This is a genomic window from Amycolatopsis thermalba, assembly GCF_003385215.1.
In the GTDB taxonomy this organism is placed as follows: Bacteria; Actinomycetota; Actinomycetes; order Mycobacteriales; family Pseudonocardiaceae; genus Amycolatopsis_E; species Amycolatopsis_E thermalba.
Genome location: NZ_PQHW01000013.1, coordinates 1 through 17,619 on the forward strand (window position 1 = coordinate 1; position 17,619 = coordinate 17,619).

18 protein-coding genes and 1 pseudogene are annotated in these 17,619 nt (G+C 71.5%); 10 read left to right on the forward strand and 9 right to left on the reverse strand.

Annotated elements, in window-relative coordinates:
• Positions 1 to 404 precede the first annotated feature (404 nt).
• Positions 405 to 1,409, forward strand: coding sequence for an NADP-dependent oxidoreductase (locus tag D0D15_RS08060; protein ID WP_162830527.1), 1,005 nt, complete (start codon positions 405 to 407; stop codon positions 1,407 to 1,409).
• Positions 1,410 to 1,440: 31 nt separating this feature from the next.
• Here the strand turns inward: D0D15_RS08060 and purU are convergent, their stop codons facing one another.
• The 7 genes and pseudogenes from purU to D0D15_RS08095 form a co-directional block, all read right to left on the reverse strand.
• Positions 1,441 to 2,301 (reverse strand): formyltetrahydrofolate deformylase, encoded by an 861-nt coding sequence (gene purU / locus D0D15_RS08065; RefSeq protein WP_094003689.1) that lies wholly within the window; start codon positions 2,299 to 2,301, stop codon positions 1,441 to 1,443.
• Between the two features lie 26 nt (positions 2,302 to 2,327).
• Complete coding sequence (locus tag D0D15_RS08070) at positions 2,328 to 3,068, reverse strand: maleylpyruvate isomerase family mycothiol-dependent enzyme (RefSeq protein WP_341867295.1); 741 nt, start codon at positions 3,066 to 3,068, stop codon at positions 2,328 to 2,330.
• A 124-nt stretch (positions 3,069 to 3,192) separates the two neighbouring features.
• Positions 3,193 to 3,663, reverse strand: a pseudogene (locus tag D0D15_RS36955) (DedA family protein); the annotation flags it as partial.
• On the reverse strand, positions 3,656 to 4,339 hold the full coding sequence (locus D0D15_RS08080; protein WP_094003691.1) for a lysophospholipid acyltransferase family protein: 684 nt from the start codon (positions 4,337 to 4,339) through the stop codon (positions 3,656 to 3,658). The pseudogene D0D15_RS36955 and the gene D0D15_RS08080, both read right to left, overlap by 8 nt.
• A gap of 77 nt (positions 4,340 to 4,416) precedes the next feature.
• On the reverse strand, positions 4,417 to 5,139 hold the full coding sequence (locus tag D0D15_RS08085) for a GNAT family N-acetyltransferase (protein WP_094003692.1): 723 nt from the start codon (positions 5,137 to 5,139) through the stop codon (positions 4,417 to 4,419).
• A gap of 112 nt (positions 5,140 to 5,251) precedes the next feature.
• On the reverse strand, positions 5,252 to 6,052 hold the full coding sequence (locus D0D15_RS08090) for a class I SAM-dependent methyltransferase (RefSeq protein WP_094003693.1): 801 nt from the start codon (positions 6,050 to 6,052) through the stop codon (positions 5,252 to 5,254).
• Positions 6,028 to 6,531, reverse strand: a complete 504-nt coding sequence (locus tag D0D15_RS08095; protein WP_094003694.1) for a DUF2505 domain-containing protein — start codon at positions 6,529 to 6,531, stop codon at positions 6,028 to 6,030. Before D0D15_RS08095 ends, D0D15_RS08090 begins: the two co-directional genes overlap by 25 nt.
• Before the next feature lie 26 nt (positions 6,532 to 6,557).
• Here D0D15_RS08095 and D0D15_RS08100 point away from each other — a divergent pair, with 26 nt between their 5' ends.
• Complete coding sequence (locus D0D15_RS08100; RefSeq protein WP_094003695.1) at positions 6,558 to 7,580, forward strand: UDP-N-acetylmuramate dehydrogenase; 1,023 nt, start codon at positions 6,558 to 6,560, stop codon at positions 7,578 to 7,580.
• Here D0D15_RS08100 and D0D15_RS08105 read toward each other — a convergent pair whose 3' ends face one another.
• On the reverse strand, positions 7,581 to 8,315 hold the full coding sequence (locus D0D15_RS08105; RefSeq protein WP_094003696.1) for an SDR family oxidoreductase: 735 nt from the start codon (positions 8,313 to 8,315) through the stop codon (positions 7,581 to 7,583). It lies immediately after the preceding gene.
• Between the two features lie 95 nt (positions 8,316 to 8,410).
• Between D0D15_RS08105 and D0D15_RS08110 the strand changes: the two genes are divergently transcribed.
• The 4 genes from D0D15_RS08110 to D0D15_RS08125 all read left to right on the forward strand — a co-directional run bounded on the left by D0D15_RS08110 (position 8,411) and on the right by D0D15_RS08125 (position 12,800).
• Positions 8,411 to 9,580 (forward strand): L,D-transpeptidase, encoded by a 1,170-nt coding sequence (locus D0D15_RS08110; RefSeq protein WP_115944344.1) that lies wholly within the window; start codon positions 8,411 to 8,413, stop codon positions 9,578 to 9,580.
• 99 nt (positions 9,581 to 9,679) lie between these two features.
• The gene (gene mshA / locus D0D15_RS08115; RefSeq protein WP_369806753.1) at positions 9,680 to 10,987 is read left to right on the forward strand and encodes a D-inositol-3-phosphate glycosyltransferase; all 1,308 of its coding nucleotides are present in this window, start codon (positions 9,680 to 9,682) and stop codon (positions 10,985 to 10,987) included.
• On the forward strand, positions 10,984 to 11,496 hold the full coding sequence (locus D0D15_RS08120) for a type III secretion system chaperone family protein (protein ID WP_094003699.1): 513 nt from the start codon (positions 10,984 to 10,986) through the stop codon (positions 11,494 to 11,496). Before mshA ends, D0D15_RS08120 begins: the two co-directional genes overlap by 4 nt.
• A 563-nt stretch (positions 11,497 to 12,059) precedes the next feature.
• Positions 12,060 to 12,800, forward strand: a complete 741-nt coding sequence (locus D0D15_RS08125; RefSeq protein ID WP_094003700.1) for a phosphoglyceromutase — start codon at positions 12,060 to 12,062, stop codon at positions 12,798 to 12,800.
• Between the two features lie 105 nt (positions 12,801 to 12,905).
• Here the strand turns inward: D0D15_RS08125 and D0D15_RS08130 are convergent, their stop codons facing one another.
• Complete coding sequence (locus D0D15_RS08130; protein ID WP_094003701.1) at positions 12,906 to 13,532, reverse strand: helix-turn-helix transcriptional regulator; 627 nt, start codon at positions 13,530 to 13,532, stop codon at positions 12,906 to 12,908.
• A 67-nt stretch (positions 13,533 to 13,599) separates the two neighbouring features.
• Here D0D15_RS08130 and D0D15_RS08135 point away from each other — a divergent pair, with 67 nt between their 5' ends.
• The 4 genes from D0D15_RS08135 (at position 13,600) to D0D15_RS08150 (ending at position 17,581) form a co-directional block, all read left to right on the forward strand.
• Positions 13,600 to 14,490 (forward strand): oxidoreductase, encoded by an 891-nt coding sequence (locus tag D0D15_RS08135; protein ID WP_094003702.1) that lies wholly within the window; start codon positions 13,600 to 13,602, stop codon positions 14,488 to 14,490.
• 107 nt (positions 14,491 to 14,597) lie between these two features.
• The gene (locus D0D15_RS08140) at positions 14,598 to 15,818 is read left to right on the forward strand and encodes a sensor histidine kinase (RefSeq protein WP_162830528.1); all 1,221 of its coding nucleotides are present in this window, start codon (positions 14,598 to 14,600) and stop codon (positions 15,816 to 15,818) included.
• A complete protein-coding gene (locus D0D15_RS08145; RefSeq protein WP_115944345.1) occupies positions 15,818 to 16,507 on the forward strand; it encodes a response regulator transcription factor in 690 nt (229 codons plus the stop codon). Before D0D15_RS08140 ends, D0D15_RS08145 begins: the two co-directional genes overlap by 1 nt.
• Before the next feature lie 66 nt (positions 16,508 to 16,573).
• Complete coding sequence (locus D0D15_RS08150; protein ID WP_094003704.1) at positions 16,574 to 17,581, forward strand: Ppx/GppA family phosphatase; 1,008 nt, start codon at positions 16,574 to 16,576, stop codon at positions 17,579 to 17,581.
• Positions 17,582 to 17,619: the final 38 nt, after the last annotated feature.

The following is a 17,619-nucleotide window of genomic DNA, read 5'->3' on the forward strand; positions in this document are numbered from 1 at the left end:
GGGCTGGGAAGCTGACCGCAGTTGGTGGGCGGGGCTGGTTCGCGCGGCGGGCTGGGAAGCTGACCGCAGTTGGTGGGCGGGCCTGGTTCGCGCGGCGGGCCGCAGATGGTGGGCGCACAGTGGCTGGCGGGTGGGTCGTGGCGCGCACCGTGGCTGGCGGGTGGAGCTGGCGCTCGCGCCGAGCCGTGAGGTCGACCGCGGTCCCGGGTAGCCGCAGTTGGTGGGCTCGCGGGCCGAGCGCGGCTCGGGGCCCGGCACGCCCGCGGCTGGGGTGCGGGGGGCCAGAGGTGATGCGCCGGTGAGGGCACGTGCCGGACCGGCTGTAGCCTCAGCCACAAAGCGGAATCCTCGCCCCGTTTGAGTCGTTGGTGCCGGTGACACACCTTCGACCCGTGGAGTGCATCATGACCACCACCGCGACCGAGATCCGGCTGGCCTCACGGCCGCATGGCTCGCCGACCTTGGAGAACTTCGACATCGTCGACGTCGAGGTGCCGCGGCCTGGCCCCGGCCAAGCGCTGGTCCGCAACCTGGAAATCAGCGTCGACCCCTACATGCGGGGGCGGATGAGCTCCGCCAAGTCCTACGCGCCTCCGTACGAGGTCGGCAAGGTGATGCTGGGCGGTGCGGTCGGCGAGGTCGTCGAATCGAACACCGACTCGCTGCGGCCCGGTGACCTGGTGCTGCACGGCTTCGGCTGGCGGTCGCACGCCCTGGTCACCGCCGAGCAGGCCGCCAAGATCGACGCCGGCCTGGCGCCGCGCGAGGCGTACCTCGGGGTGCTCGGCATGACCGGCCTCACCGCCTACGCCGGGCTCACCGAGATCGCCCGGTTCACGCCGGGCGACACCGTGTTCGTCTCGGGAGCCGCCGGTGCGGTCGGCTCCGTCGTCGGGCAACTGGCGAAGCTGAAGGGCGCCAAGCGGGTCATCGGCAGCGCCGGCTCCGCCGCGAAGGTCCGCCACCTGATCGACGACCTCGGATTCGACGCCGCGTTCAACTACAAGGACGCGCCCGTCGCCGAGCAGCTGGCACAGGCCGCGCCCGAGGGCATCGACGTCTACTTCGACAACGTCGGCGGCGAGCACCTCGAAGCAGCCATCGCCTCGGCGAACGTGCACGCCCGCATCGCCGTCTGCGGCATGATCTCGATCTACAACCTCACCGAGCCACCCGCCGCGCCGCGCAACCTGGGCCAGATCATCGGCAAGCGGCTCGACATCCGCGGGTTCCTCGTCGGCGACCACTACGACCTGCAGCCGAAGTTCCTCGAGGAGGTCGCGCCGCTGGTGCGCGACGGCCGGCTCAAGTACGAGGAGACGATCGTCGAGGGGCTGCGCAACGCACCGCAGGCCTTCCTCGACCTCCTGGCGGGCGCGAACACCGGCAAGATGCTCGTCCGCGTCTGACCGCCCGGCGCACACACGGCGGCACCAGGAGCTAGAACACCACCGTGCGGTTGCCGTGCACCAGCACCCGGCTCTCCAGGTGCCACCGCAGCCCGCGGGCCAGCGTGATCTTCTCGATGTCGCGACCCTTGCGGACCAGGTCGGGCACGGTGTCGCCGTGGTCGACGCGGATCACGTCCTGCTCGATGATCGGCCCGGCGTCCAGGTCGGCGGTCACGTAGTGGCACGTCGCGCCGATCAGCTTCACGCCCCGGCGGTGCGCCTGGTGGTAGGGCCGCGCGCCGACGAACGACGGCAGGAAGCTGTGGTGGATGTTGATCGCCCGCCCGGACCACGCCTCGCACAGCTCCGGCGGCAGGATCTGCATGAACCGCGCCAGCACGACGGCGTGCGGATCGTGCTCGTCGACCAGCTTGCGGACCTCGGCGAACGCTTCGGCTTTGTCGCCGGCCGCAAAGGGCACGTGGTGGAACGGGATCCCGTGCGCGCGGGTGATGTCGGCGAGGTTGTCGTGGTTGCCGATCACCGCGCGCACGTCGACGTCCAGCTCACCGGCCGCGACCCGGCCCAGCAGGTCGTACAGGCAGTGGCCCTCCTTCGACACCAGGATCACCACCCGGCGCCGCTCCTCGGTGTCCTCGACGCGCCAGTTCGACTCGGCCGACAGCGCCGACGCCACCTCGGCGAAGCGCGAGCGCAGCTCGTCCACACCGAACGGCAGCGAGTCCGCCCGCACCTCCTGGCGGGTGAAGAACCAGCCGGTGTCCGGGTCGGTGTGGTAGGCCGCCTCGACGATCCACCCGCCGTTGTCGGCGAGGAAGGACGACACGCGCGCGACGATGCCGGTGCGGTCGGGGCAGCCGAAGGTGATCACATAACGTCGTTCGGGCACCGCTCCATCTTCCCCGGCGCTCCCGCTCACGGTGCGGCCAGGGGCTCCAGGAGACGCACGTCACCGGTCACCGAGGCGTGGCTGGGTCGCCCCCACACCCGCCGGTACACCGCGTCGGCGGTGCCCGCGACCGTCACGTCGGCCTCGAACGCGGCCGTCACCGGATCGATCGTGCCGGGCTGACCGGGGTGCAGCACGACCCGCCACATGCGGCCGGCGTCGGCGGCGTGCACCAGCACCGAACCGGACACGGCGAACTGGTCCCACTTCGCGCGCGTCGGCAGGATCCAGGCGATCAGCTCGTCGATCCCGTCCGCGGCGAAGGCCGGGCCGAACACCAGCGACGGGACGGCCGACGGGTCGGCGCTGCCGGCCAGCGCGTGCTCGGCGTCCAGCCGGTGGATCGCCGCCTCGTGCGCCTGCCTGCGGGCCCACGAGCCGGTGGTCCCCGGGTAGCGGCCCCACGGCAGCCACGCCGGCGCCGCCGGATCGGCGAGTTCGGCCAGCAGTCCGTGCAGCTGCTCGTCCCACCAGGCCAGCAGTTCAGTCCACTCGGCGGGCGGCTGCCCGGGTGTCACGTTCTCGCCACTGGGATGCGCGATCGCGGACCGGACCCACGACTGGACCTTCGCCAGGTGGCCGACGAGGCGCTGGACAGTCCACTTCGGACAGGTCGGCACCGGCGCCTCCGGCCCGGCCTTCACCGCGGCCGCTCGCAGGGCCTGGGACTGCGCCTCGATCATCGTCAGGTACTCGGCGTGCTGCATGCCGTGAGCCTAGCCGCCGCACCACCTCGATGACCCCGACCATCAGCAGGCCGATGCCGAACGACAGCAGCAGCCCCTTGGCCGGCTGACCGTTGAAGCTCGCCCCGCCGATCGCACCGATGATCACGGAGTAGAAGGCCCAGATCGAGGTCCCCACGGCGTCGAGCGCGATGAACCGCGCCCACGGCACGCCCATGCTGCCCGTCGCCAGGCCGCTCGCGACCCGGCCGCCGGGGATGTACCGGCCCGCGACGATCAGCAGCCCGGCGTGCCGGTCGACCTGTCCGCGGGCCCATTCGTAGCGGTCGTGCTTGCCGCCGCGGAGCCACCGGGTCAGCGCGGGCGCGGCGCCCCGGCCGACCGCGTGCGACAGGCAGTCCCCGGCGAGCGCGCCGGCGGCCGCGAGCAGCGCGAGCAACGCCAGCCTCGGCACGTCCGGACCGAGCAGCACGCCGACCGTGATCACCGTCGTCTCGCTCGGCATGAACGGCAACAGCGCGTCCAGCGCGGCCACCGCGAAGACGATCAGCCACAGCCAGGGCGAGGAGAGGGTGCCCTGGAGCAGCTCACCGAAGTGGTCGAGGAAATCAAGCATGGGCCGGGATCCGGGTGAGCCGGACGGCGTCCTGGGCCCGCGCGGCCAGCTCGCGCCGGTCGCCGGCGGGGTCGAGCGGCGGGTGCGCGGTCAGTTCGATCCGCAGGTCGCGAGCCCGTGCCACCCGGTTCAGCGAGGGCAGGAGCGCGTCGTCACCGACGAAGGCCGCGACCGTGCTCGGCTGCCCGCCCTGCGAGTACGCGAAGGTGACCGGCCGCACCGGCGCCCCGGCGTCGATCGCGGCCTGGAACGCGGCGCGCCGGAACGTCCCGCCCGGCCCGCCGCACCACGTGGTGCCCTCGGGGAACACGACGACCGACTCACCGTGGCGGAGCGCGTCGGCCAGCCCGTCGACCACCGCGGGCAGTTCCCGCAGCTCGCGCCGGGCGATGAACCGGGTGCCGCAGGCCTGCGCGAGCGACCCGATGACCGGCCACGAGCGCACCTCGCGCTTGGCCAGGAACCCCACCGGGTCGACGGCCAGGATCGCGACGATGTCCAGCCAGGACACGTGGTTCGCCACGATCAGGGTGCCGGTGCCGGCCGGCACCCGCAGCAGGTCGGTGTTCGCGTCCAGGGTGATGCCGAAGGCGTCGAGCACTCCGCGGGCGTGCGGCCGCAGGTTCCCCCGGCGCACCCCGGCGAGGACCGAGCCCAGCGCCAGCCACCGTCGCACGGTCAGCAGTGTGCTGACCTCAGGCAGCCGGTGGGTGACGCAGCGAGGGGTACAAGGTGAAGTCACGTCCCACGGGTTCATGAACTCTCCCCGAGGAAGAACCTGCGGTAGCGCTCGCCGATCTGGTCGACCGCCAGCACGGTGAAGAAGTCGGCGACCGCGAAGTCCGGGTCGTGCGCGGGCGGTCCGCACACCCACGCGCCCAGGCGCAGGTAGCCGCGCAGCAGCGGGGGCACCTGGGCGTAGCTGGGCGGGCGCTCGGTGCGGGGGAGCGGGATCCACGGCCGGTGCGGCTCGACCCGCAGCTCACCCGGCGGGCGGTGCTTGGTCTGCGCGAGCGCCCAGGTCGCGGCCGCCGAGGTGCCGCCGTCGGCCAGCGACACCGACGCGCACCCGGCGAGGTAGCGGTAGCCGTGGCCGACGACGTAACGCGCCATCGCCGACCACATCAGGTTGATCACCCCGCCCGCGCGGTGGTCCGGGTGCACGCACGAGCGGCCGGTCTCGACCAGGTACGGCCGCAGCGGGGCCAGGCCGTCCAGGTCGAACTCCGACTGCGAGTACAGCCGCTCGGACCGGCCCGGGGGCAGCAGCCGGTAGGTGCCGACGACCTCGCCGTCGTGGATGACGGCGAGGTGCTCGCACACGTCGTCGAACTCGTCGGTGTCGAGCCCGCTGGGGTGCGGTGCGGCGCCGAACTCGGTGGTGAACACGCGGTGCCGCAGTCGCTGGCACGCCTGGACGATGTCGGAGTCCGTCGTGATGACGGCCTCGTACTGTCTGCTGAGGGTCGCGGTCATGAGGTGATCGTGTCGCCGTGCGCACCGCCTGAGCCAGCAACTTCCGGCAAGATCAGGGACAACCCGGGGAACGCCCGTACGTGCTGCCCCCGCTACCGAAGTGGGGTTGTCCCTACCACCTTTCGGGTGCCACCGTGGCCCACGGCACGGTCAGCTCGCCGAGCCGGATCCGCCGCGGCCGGGTGAGCACCGGCCAGCCGCGCGCGGCGAGCAGCCGCACGGTCGCCAGCCAGCGGGCGCGGGCGCCGAACGCCTGGTGCGGCGCCGCGGTCGCCCAGCAGGTGTCCAGTGTGGACAGCAGATCGTGGATCCGCTCGCCCGGCACGTTGCGGTGGATCAGCGCCTTCGGCAGTCGTTCGGCCAAAGTGGACGGTTGGTCGAGTGAATCCAGGTGGCAGGACAGGGTGAGTGTACGCGGACCGTCGGTGTCCAGGGTGACCCAGGTGGACAGCCGGCCGATCTCGTCGCAGGTGCCCTCGACGAGCAGCCCGCCCGGGGCGAGCCCGTCCAGGATCAGCTTCCACGCGCCCGCGACCTCGTCCTCGGGGTACTGCCGCAGCACGTTGAACGCCCGCACCAGGTTCGGCCGGGTGCCGGCCAGCTCGAACCCGCCCTGGCGGAAGTCCAGCTCCGGCGGCCGCGCGGCCGGCTTCGCCACCGCGACCCGCTCCGGATCGATCTCCAGCCCGAGCACGCGCACCCGCGGGTGCACCCGCCGCAGCCGGGCCGCCAGCTCGACCGTGGTCACCGGGGACGCGCCGTACCCGAGGTCCACGACGAGCGGGTCCGGCGCGCGGCGCAGCGCGGCCGACACCTCGGGGGTGCCGGCCAGCCAGCGGTCGACGCGGCGCAGGCGGTTGGGGTTCGTGGTTCCTCGGGTCGGCGCGCCTACCGGGCCGCGCGCCCCAGCCATTCTCGGCTGAACCGGGCCTCGCGGGCCAGCAGCTTGGTCAGCTCACCGGCGACGAAGCTCTCCAGCTTGCCGCCGACCAGCGGGATCTTGACCTTGACCTCACCGCGGGTCTCCACCACGGCGCCGTCGCCACGGGGACGCAGCTCGGTGCGCGCGGTGATCTCGCCGGGCATCCCGCTCACCGTCGCCCGCGCCGTGCCCGTGTAGCCGTCCCCGCTGCGGGTGAAGGTGTGCTCGCGGTCGACGTAGAGGTCGCCGGGCTGCAGTTTGCGGACGATCTGCGGGAGCTTCTCCGCCTCGATGCCCTGGCGCAGCGTGAAGCGCGCGCCGTCGTCGTCCGCGGAATGGCTGAGCAGGGCGCTGTTCTTGCCGCCGATCTCGGCGAGGCGGGCGGTCAGCGCCTCCTCGCTCGTCTCGGCCCGGAACACCTCGGAGACGCCGTGGGAGTACTCCGCGCGGTGCTCGATACGGGATGCCATGAGGCCAGACAGTACCGTTTGTCCTCGTGAGCCGTCTTGACACGCCGACCCAGACGACCCTGGCCGAACACACCACGCTGCGCCTGGGCGGGCCGGCCCGCGCGTTCGTGGTGACCGAGACCACCGAGGACCTGCTGGCCGCGGTGCGCTCGGTCGAGGGCCCGGTGCTGCTGCTCGGCGGCGGGTCGAACCTCGTCGTCGGTGACGACGGCTTCCCCGGCACCGTGGTCAAGATCGTGACCAGCGGCTGGCGCGTCGACGGCGACGAGGTCGAGGTCGCGGCCGGGCAGAACTGGGACGAGTTCGTCGCGGCGACCGTCGAGGCCGGGTTCGGCGGGCTGGAGTGCCTGTCCGGCATCCCCGGTTCGGTCGGGGCGACGCCGATCCAGAACGTCGGCGCCTACGGCTGCGAGGTCGCCGACCTGCTCACCTCGATCCAGTGCTACGACCGCCGCACCGGCGAGGTGCGCACGATGACCGCGGACGAGCTGGGCTTCGGCTACCGCACGAGCGTGCTCAAGGGCGAAAGCTGGGGGATCGTCCTCAGTGTCCGGTTCGCCCTGCGAACCGACGGGCTGTCCGCGCCGATCCGCTACGCCGAACTGGCCCGCACGCTGGGGGTCGAGCAGGGCGCGCGGGTCCCGGCGGCCCAGGCGCGTGAGGCCGTGCTGAAACTCCGCCAGGGCAAGGGCATGGTGCTCGACGCGTCCGACCACGACACGTGGAGCGCCGGCTCGTTCTTCACCAACCCGATCGTCGCCGAGATCCCGCCGGCGCTGCGGGGCGTGGAGATGCCGCGCTACCCGGCCGACGGCGGCGTGAAGCTGTCCGCCGCGTGGCTGATCGACCGGGCGGGCTTCGGCAAGGGGTACGCGGGCCCGGGCGGGCGGGTGTCGTTGTCCACCAAGCACACGCTCGCGCTGACCAACCGGGGCGGCGCGAGCACGGCGGACCTGCTGGCGCTGGCGCGCGAGGTCCGGGACGGCGTGCACGACCGCTTCGGCGTCACACTGCGTCCCGAACCCCTGCTCATCAACTGCGCCCTGTAGTCACTCGCGGTGGGCGCGGCTGCCGTTCAGCTGCGCGCGCGGCTTCATGACGATCGTGTCGAGGTTCACGTGCGACGGCCGGGTCACCGCGAAGGCGATCACGTCGGCCACGTCCTCGGCGGTCAGCGGCGTGAGGCCCTGGTAGACCTTCGCGGCGCGCTCGGTGTCGCCGTCGAAGCGGTTGGCGGAGAAGTCGGTCTCGACCATGCCCGGCACGATCTCGGTGATCCGCACCGGGTCGCCCAGGTGCTCCGACCGCAGCGTGCGGTGCAGCGCCGACTGGGCGTGCTTCGCCGACGTGTAGCCGGAACCGCCGTCGTAGACCTCCTGCCCGGCGATCGACGTGACGGTCACCACGTGGCCGTCACCGGAGGCGATCAGCTTCGGCAGCAGCGCCTTCGTCATGCGCAGCGTGCCCAGGACGTTGACCTCCCACATCCAGCGCCAGTGGTCCTCGTCGGCCTCTGCCACGCGCTCCAGGCCGCGTGCGCCGCCCGCGTTGTTGACGAGAACGTGGCACTCTGGAACCCGCTGGACGAACGCGGCAACCGAACCGGGGTCGGTGACGTCCAGTACGTGTGCGGTTCCGGACAACTCGGCGGCCAGCTTCTCCAGGCGGTCGAGGCGGCGAGCCCCGAGCACGACGTGGAATCCGGCCTCGGCGAGGGCGCGGGCGGTCGCCTCGCCGATACCCGCGCTGGCGCCGGTGATCACTGCGGTTCGCTTGGTCGTCATACCGCACATACTCCCAGCGGGGGACACGCCGGTAACGCGGCAGGCCCGGGCGTCGCTTGACGTCCGGGAGAGGTAGTTGAGTGCGGAGGTAACAGGTGATCGAGAGGCGCACGGTGTTCAAGGCCGCGCTCGCCGCCGGTGCGGCGACCATGGCCGCGGCGTGCACCAGCACCAGCGAGGACGGTGGCGCGCAGACCGGGGGCGGTGCGACGACGGAGGCGCCGCCGGTCGCGGTCATCACCGCCGAGCCCGCCGCGAACGCGAAGAACGTGCCCGTGCTGCAACCCGTCACCGTGAAGGTCGCGCAGGGCACGCTCACCGAGGTCAAGCTGACCAACGCCGACGGCAAGGCCGTCGAGGGCAAGCTCAGCGACGACAAGACGACCTGGACCAGCAGCGAGTCGCTCGGCTACGACAAGACCTACACCTACACCGCCTCGGCCACCGGCACCGACGGCAAGCCGGTCACGCTGACCGGCAGCTTCGCGACGCTCAAGCCCGCCTCGACGGTGCGCGTCACCCTGAACCCCACCGACGACGTCACGGTGGGCGTCGCGATGCCGGTGAGCGTGAAGTTCACCAGCGCCGTGAAGAACAAGGCCGCGGTGGAGCGGGCGCTGAAGATCGAGACCTCCACCGAGGTCGAGGGCTCCTGGGGCTGGCTGTCCGACCAGCAGGTGGACTGGCGGCCGAAGGAGTACTGGCCGGCCGGCACCACCGTCAAGGTCGAGGCGAAGCTCTACGGGGTGGACCTCGGCGGCGGGGCCTACCCGCGGGCCGACGTCACCACCGAGTTCAAGATCGGCCGCAACCAGGTGGTCAAGATCCACACCCCGGACCACAGGATGAACGTGTACCGGAACGGGTCCCTGTTCAAGAGCTACCCCTGTAGCAACGGCAAGGACGCGGACGTGAACCTCAACACACCGAACGGCACCTACATCATCATGACGAAGGAGCCGAGCGCGATCTTCGACAACGCGCGGTACGGCTACACCAACGTCAACAAGAAGTGGGCGTGCCGGTTCTCCAACCACGGTGAGTTCATCCACGAAAACCAGGACAACGCGGCCAACATCGGGCGGGCCAACACCTCGCACGGCTGCGTCAACCTGCTGGAAGCCGACGCGAAGAACTACTTCGACTCGGCCCTGATCGGCGACCCCGTGGAGATCACCGGGTCGCGGCTCGGGCCGGTCGTCACCTCGGACGTCATGGACTGGCTCGTGAGCTGGAGCGCCTGGCAGGCCAAGTCGGCCCTGTGACGCATTCGCACCGCTGGGAAGATGTCGGGGGCCCGTGGGTGTTGTCGTTCATGGGCTCCGCTTCGATGCGGAAAGCGACTGACACGGGAGTTGAACCAGGTGACGATCTCGCTGCGCGGATCCCGACGGACGCGAACGAGCTGGCCGCGCAGGGTCGCGGTGCTGTCGGTGCACACGTCACCCCTGGAGCAACCCGGCACCGGTGACGCCGGTGGGATGAACGTCTACATCACGCACACCGCGGTCGAGATGGCGCGGCGCGGGATCGCCGTCGAGGTGTTCACGCGCGCGACCTCGTCCGAGCAGCCGCCGGTGGCCGAGCTGGCGCCCGGGGTGCTGGTGCGGCACGTCCCGGCCGGCCCCTTCGAACCTCTGACCAGGGACGAGCTGCCCGCGCAGCTGTGCGCGTTCACCTCGGGTGTGCTGCGCGCCGAGGCGTTCCACGAGCCCGGCTACTACGACCTGATCCACTCGCACTACTGGCTGTCCGGCCAGGTCGGGTGGCTCGCGCGGGACCGCTGGGGCGTGCCGCTGGTGCACACCGCGCACACGCTGGCGAAGGTCAAGAACGCCGCGCTCGCCGAGGGCGACAAGCCCGAGCCGCGCACCCGCGTGATCGGCGAGGAGCAGGTGGTCGCCGAGTCCGACCGGCTGGTGGCGAACACCCCGGTCGAGGCGCGGCAGCTGGTGGACCTCTACGGCGCGGCCCCGGAGCGGGTGCACACGGTGGCGCCCGGGGTGGACCTGAACCGGTTCGTGCCTGGTTCGCAGTCCGGCGCCCGCCGGCGGCTCGGGTTGCCGCGCGATGCCGTGGTACTGGCCTTCGCCGGGCGGATCCAGCCGTTGAAGGCGCCGGACGTGCTGCTGCACGCGGCGGCGCACCTGCTGGGGCGGCAGCCGGAGCTGCGGGAGCGGCTGGTCGTGCTCGTCGTGGGCGGTCCGTCCGGGACCGGGCTGGAGCAGCCACAGGCGCTGCGTGAGCTGGCGGTGTCGCTGGGTATCCAGGACGTGGTGCGGTTCCTGCCGCCGCAGGCGGGTGAACGGCTGGCGGAGGTGTACCGCGCCGCGGACGTGGTGGCGGTGCCGAGCTACAACGAGTCGTTCGGCCTGGTCGCGCTGGAGGCGCAGGCGTGCGGGACGCCCGTGGTGGCGGCCGAGGTCGGCGGGCTGCCGGTGGCGGTCGCGCACGGCGTGTCCGGGCTGCTGGTGCCCTCGCACGGGGCGCGGGACTGGGCCGGGGCGCTGGCCAGCGTGGCGTTGCGGCCGGACCGGCGGGCGGAGCTGGCGGAGAACGCGCTGGTGCACGCGCGGCGGTTCTCGTGGGCGCGCACCACGGACGCCCTGTTGGACGCGTACGCGGCGGCTTCGCGCACGCTGGCCGCGCTGCACGAGGAGGTCGCGGTATGACGCTCGACAAGGTCGTCCGGACAACACTGGACCAGGCGGACCTGAAGTACGACCGCAAAGCCGAGGGCAAGTACTTCGTCACCCTCCCCGGCACGAAGAAGCTGCAGACCAACGCCTGGCTGATCGAACGCGACCACGCCTTCGCCGTGGAGGCCTTCGTCTGCCGCCGCCCCGACGAGAACCACGAGCAGGTCTACCGCTTCCTGCTGCGCCGCAACGCGAAGCTCTACGGCGTGCACTACACGGTCGATGCGCTGGGTGACATCTACCTGGTGGGCCGGTTCGGCAAGGACGCGGTGACCGAGCCGGAGCTGGACAAGATCCTGGGCCAGGTGCTGGAGGCCGCGGACGGCGACTTCAACACGATCCTCGAACTGGGCTTCGCGACGAGCATCAAGCGCGAATGGGACTGGCGAGTCAGCCGAGGCGAAAGCCTGGCGAACCTACAAGCATTCAAACACCTGGTAGAGCCAGAAACGCCCCACGACCCCGGCACCCTGACCGACTGACAAGCCACGCTGGTCCAAACCCACGGTGCCCAGCGCCCGCCAACGCAAGAAGCTCGCACCGTGGGGGTTTGGGGGGTCGCCCCCCAAATGCAATGGCGAACGCCCGCTCCGGGAAGCGAGCGCAGCGAGCGAACAGGAGGAGCGGGCGGAGCGGCTTGAGGGAGGGGGAGTCGCGAACTCAAGCCGCCCCGCGAACGCTCCCGCCGCTTCTGGACCCGGTGGCGAGGGGGAGTGCCAACGGGGCCGGCGGGGCCGCAGCCCGGCAGGGGGGAGACAGGCTGCGGTCGTACCCCGCGTCCGGCTGGGGAGTGCGTGGAATTCCAGCCGAGCGGGACGTAAGCCAACTTGTCAGATGTCCACCAGTAATCACAAGACTACTGGTTACTCCGTTCGAGTGATTCTCACTGTCTGTGTTAACGGTGTGCAGCAAGTGTCACTTTCGTGACCGGTGTTCAACAGGTCAAGGAGTGGTTTGGCGAACCTCTACCGGGTGGTAACACACTGTCGGTAGAAAGCTCCGGGCGTCATCCGGTCGCTCGCCGTGTTCTGGCAGGCTAGCGGGTATGGCCGAACTTGGGACGCTGGTGCTGCTCCGCCACGGGCAGAGCACCTGGAACGCCGAGAACCTGTTCACCGGCTGGGTCGACGTGCCCCTGTCCGAGCTCGGGCAGCAGGAGGCCCGCAAGGGCGGTGAGCTGCTCGCGGAGAGCGGGCTGCTGCCCGACGTCGTCCACACGTCGCTGCTGCGCCGGGCGATCTCGACCGCGAACATCGCGCTCGACGTGGCCGACCGGCACTGGATCCCGGTGCGCCGCGACTGGCGCCTCAACGAGCGGCACTACGGCGCGCTCCAGGGCAAGAACAAGAAGCAGGTCCGGGACGAGTTCGGCGAGGAGCAGTTCATGCTCTGGCGCCGCTCCTACGACGTGCCGCCGCCGCCGATCGAGCGCGGCAGCGAGTTCAGCCAGGACACCGACGTCCGCTACGGGCCGGACGCGCCGCTGACCGAGTGCCTGAAGGACGTCGTGGCGCGGCTGCTGCCGTACTGGGACTCGGCGATCGTGCCGGACCTGCGCGCCGGCAAGACCGTGCTGGTCGCCGCGCACGGCAACTCGCTGCGCGCCCTGGTCAAGCACCTGGACGGCATCTCCGACGACGCCATCGCCGGCCTGAACATCCCGACCGGCATCCCGTTGCGGTACGACCTGGACGCGGACCTGAAGCCGGCCAACCCGGGCGGCACGTACCTCGACCCGGAGGCCGCGGCCGAAGCCGCCGCCGCGGTCGCCAACCAGGGCCGCTGAACCCAGCCGCGAGGGCCGGTTCTCCACGGGGGACCGGCCTTTCGCGCGTTCGGGGGCGCATCCGTCCGGGACCTGCGCCAGGTGTGCCGGCGCGCGAGGGCGGCGCTAGATCAGTCCCAGCTCGCGTGCTCGCGCGCCGGCCTGGAAGCGGGACGTCGCGCCCAGCGCGGCCATCAGCTCGGCCACCCGGCGCCGGTAGGTGCGCACGCTCAGCCCGAGCGCCCGCGCCGCCGTCTCGTCCTTGCTCCCGGATGCCAGCTCGTCGAGTATCCGCGGCGCCAGGGCCCTCACCTCGCGGAACTCGGTGTCGTAGATCGCCAGCTCGGTGCCGGCCCGCCAGGCCGCGTTGAACAGGCCCGTCACGCTGCCGATCACCTCGGGGCTGGTCACCACGCTGTACCCACGCTCGCCGCCGGACGCGTCGCCCGCCAGGATCGCCACCTTCCGGTCCAGCACGATCGTCTCGTTGATCTCGTCCAGCGTGATCCGGATCCGCGCGCCCATCCGCTCCCGCTCACGCAGGTGCGCCACCCCGCCCGGCTGCAGCAGCGACGCCGGCCGGTACAGCTTCCGCACGCTCCGGCCGGTCAGGTCCCGCCGGGTGTGCGGCACCCGGTGCGCGGCCGCCCACGTGTGCAGGTCGTTCGCGGCGCAGAAGATCTCCCGCGCCGAGGAGAACAAGTGCGCCGTCCGCGCGAACAACTCGGCCTCGCCCCGCACCAGGACATCCATGACAACCAGTGTGGCAGCAAGTTGCCAACCCGAGGCGTCACCACGATCGCCGCACCAGGCTGGAGCCATGACCGAAACGATCAACGCCGCCGCGGCCGGCACCTGGCAGCTGGGCGATCTCACCGTGAACCGCATGGGCTACGGCGCCATGCGCCTGGCCATCTCCGGCGACGGCAGGCTCGACCGCGACCAGGCCATCGCGGTCCTGCGCCGGGCCGTCGAGCTGGGCGTCAACCACATCGACACCGCCGCCTTCTACTTCTCCCCGCTGCGCTCGGCCAACGAGCTGATCAGCACCGCGCTGAACCCCTACCCGGACGATCTGGTGATCACCACCAAGGTCGGCCCCGGCCGCGGCCCGGACGGCGAGTTCCTCCCCGAAGCACGCCCCGAGCAGCTGCGCCTGCAGGTCGAGGAGAACATCCGCCAGCTCGGCCGCGACCACCTCGACGTCGTCAACCTGCGCATCGGCAGCACCCTGGACCGCGGCGCCGGCTCACTGGCCGACCGGTTCGGCGCGCTCGCCGAGCTGCGGCAGCAGGGCCTGATCCGGCACCTGGGCATCTCCAACGTCGGCCCGGAGCACCTGGCCGAGGCGCAGGCCATCGCGCCGGTGGTGTGCGTGCAGAACCAGTACGGGCTCACCGCCCGGCGCGAGGACGACGACTTCGTCCGCCTCTGCGCCGAGCAGAAGGTCGCGTTCGTCCCGTTCTTCGCGATCGCCGGCGGCACCGAGGACCAGACCGTCCAGGCCGTCGCGGACGACCACGGCGTCACCCCGGCTCAGGTGCGGCTCGCCTGGACCCTCCACCAGGGACCGAACGTGCTCGCCATCCCGGGCACCGGCAGCGTCGGGCACCTCGAGGAGAACATCGCGGCGGCGTCGCTGCGGCTGTCCGAAGAGGATCTCGCACGGCTCGACGGGGTGAATGGTCACGAGCCGGGACGAGGTGAGTAAACGCAGGTTGAACCGGGTGCGAACACGCGTTGTGAAGGTGTCACAGCCATCACGAGAAGGCAGCCGGGACTAGGCCAAACGGCCACTTCCATGCTTACGATTCACCCGTGAGTGCACCCGGTGCGGTCCTGCTGGCCGTCGGCTGTCTGCTGGTCGGCCTGGTCGCCGGTTTTCTCGTTCCGCAGGTGCGGAAGCGGCGGGCCCAGCGGCGGCCGAGCGGTCCCACGGTCGCCGAGCTGCTGCTCCGGCTGGTGCGCTCGTCGAACAACGGGATCCTGGTGCTGAACCGCTTCGGCGACCTGGTGCTGTTCAACCGCCGCGCCGAGGCGCTCGGACTGGTCCAGGCCAATCGCGCCGATCCGCGGGCGCGGGTCGCGGCCGAGCAGGTCGAGGAGACCGGTGATCCGATGGAGATCGACCTGTCCCCGCTGGAGGCCCGCGGCCGCCAGCCGGAGGCCGTGGTCGCCGAGATCCGCCCGCTCGGCGAGGGGTTCACCGTCGTCGAGGCGGTCGACCACTCCGAGGCCGCCCGGCTGGAGGCCGTCCGGCGCGACTTCGTGGCCAACGTCAGCCACGAGCTGAAGACCCCGGTCGGTGCGATCGCGCTGCTCGCCGAGGCGGTGCTGGACGCGGCGGACGACGTCGAGGAGGTGCGCCGCTTCGGCGGCAAGATCCTGCACGAGTCGACCCGGCTGGGCACGCTCGTCAGCGAGCTGATCGCGTTGTCCCGGCTGCAGGGCGCCGAGCGGCTGCCCGACCTGAACGTGGTCGAGGTGGACGCCGTCGTGCGGGAGGCCCTGGGCCGCACCCGCCTGTCCGCGGAGTCCCGCGAGATCGAGATCACCACCGACGAGCCGAGCGGCCTGCTCGTCGAGGGCGACCGGACGCTGCTGGTCACGGCGTTGTCGAACCTGCTCGACAACGCCGTGAACTACTCCCCGCAGGGCAGCCCGGTGTCGATCAGCCGCCGCCTGTCCGGTGGCATGGTCGAGATCGCGGTGACCGACCGCGGCATCGGCATCGCCGAGGAGGACCAGCAGCGGGTCTTCGAACGCTTCTACCGCGCGGACAAGGCGCGCTCGCGCGCCACCGGCGGCACCGGGCTCGGCCTGGCCATCGTCAAGCACGTCGCCGCCAACCACGGCGGCGAGGTCAAGCTGTGGAGCATGCCGGGCACGGGATCCACGTTCACCCTGCGGATCCCGATGCACCAGTCCGGGCGCAACGGGGACGGAACCCCCGCGGCCCCGGACGACCAGACCCCCGCGCAGCTGTCGCGGCTCGTCGTCACCGCCGCGAAAGACGGCCGGAACCAGGGAGGAAAGTAGTGACGAGAGTGCTCATCGTCGAGGACGAGGAGTCCTTCGCCGACCCGTTGGCCTTCCTGTTGCGCAAGGAGGGGTTCACGGCCGCGGTCGCCACCACCGGCCAGCAGGCCCTGGACGAGTTCGACCGCAACGGCGCCGACATCGTCCTGCTCGACCTGATGCTGCCCGGCATGAGCGGCACCGACGTCTGCAAGCAGCTGCGGCAGCGCTCGGCCGTGCCGGTGATCATGGTGACCGCGCGGGACAGCGAGATCGACAAGGTCGTGGGCCTGGAGCTGGGCGCCGACGACTACGTGACCAAGCCGTACTCGGCGCGCGAGCTGATCGCCCGCATCCGCGCGGTGCTGCGCCGCGGCGGCGAGACCGGTGGCGAGGGCGAGCTGGCGCCGCTGGTGCTCGCGGCCGGCCCGGTGCGGATGGACGTCGAGCGGCACGTGGTCACCGTCGGCGGCGGCGAGGTGTCGCTGCCGCTCAAGGAGTTCGACCTGCTCGAGTACCTGCTGCGCAACGTCGGCCGGGTGCTCACCCGCGGTCAGCTGATCGACCGGGTGTGGGGCGCGGACTACGTCGGCGACACCAAGACGCTGGACGTCCACGTCAAGCGGCTGCGCTCGAAGATCGAGCCGGACCCGGGCTCACCGCGCCACCTGGTCACCGTCCGCGGCCTGGGGTACAAGTTCGAGTCCTGACAAGCGGAGGTGGCCTATCCGGCACTTTGCGGCCGCACACGGTGCGGACCGGTACCGTAGGGCTTTGTGCGCCTAGGGGTACTCGACGTCGGGTCCAACACCGTCCACCTGCTCGTGGTGGACGCGCACCGTGGCGCGCACCCGACGCCGATGCACTCCGAGAAGACCGTGCTGCGGCTGGCCGAGCAGATCACCAGGAACAACCACCTACCCAAGCAGGGCGCGCAGGCGCTGGTGGCCGCCATCGAGGAGGCGAAGGTCTCCGCGGCGAAGCTGGGCTGCGAGGAGCTGATGGCGTTCGCCACCTCGGCGGTCCGTGAGGCCGACAACAGCTCCGAGGTGCTGCGCAAGGTCGCCGACGAGACCGGTGTCGAGCTGACCGTGCTGTCCGGTGTTGACGAGGCGCGGTTGACTTTCCTCGCGGTACGCCGGTGGTTCGGCTGGTCGGCCGGTCAGTTGCTGGTGCTCGACATCGGGGGCGGTTCGCTGGAAGTCGCGATGGGGATCGACGAGGAGCCGGCACTGGCCGAGTCGCTGCCGCTCGGCGCGGGCCGGATCACCCGCACCCGGTTCGCCCACGACCCGCCCACGCGCTCCGAGCTGGTCTCCACCTCGGCCTGGCTGGAGGACCAGCTCGCGCCGCTGGCGAAGCGGGTGGCGAAGTTCGGTGTCCCGGACCGCGTGGTGGCCACCTCCAAGACCTTCCGATCCCTGGCCAGGCTGACCGGGGCGGCTCCCTCCGCAGCCGGTCCGCGGGTACGCCGTACCCTGTCCCAGACCGCACTGCGGCAGCTCATCGCGTTCATCTCCCGGATGGAGGCGGCCGACCTCGCCGAACTGGAAGGGGTCAGCGCGAGCCGCGCGCACCAGCTGGCCGGTGGCGCGCTGGTGGCGCAGGCCGCGATGCGGGCGCTGTCGCTGGAAGAACTGGAGATCTGTCCCTGGGCGCTGCGAGAGGGCGTCATCCTGCGGCGACTTGATCACTCCAACGGTGACGAGGCGACTGTTCGGCGCGGCAGAACCACCGGTGACAGCAACCGGCTGGACCTCGGTGAGCTCGATCAGGCACGGTGAAAGGCGGAAGGATGCGTAAGGCGGTGGTGGGCGTGTGC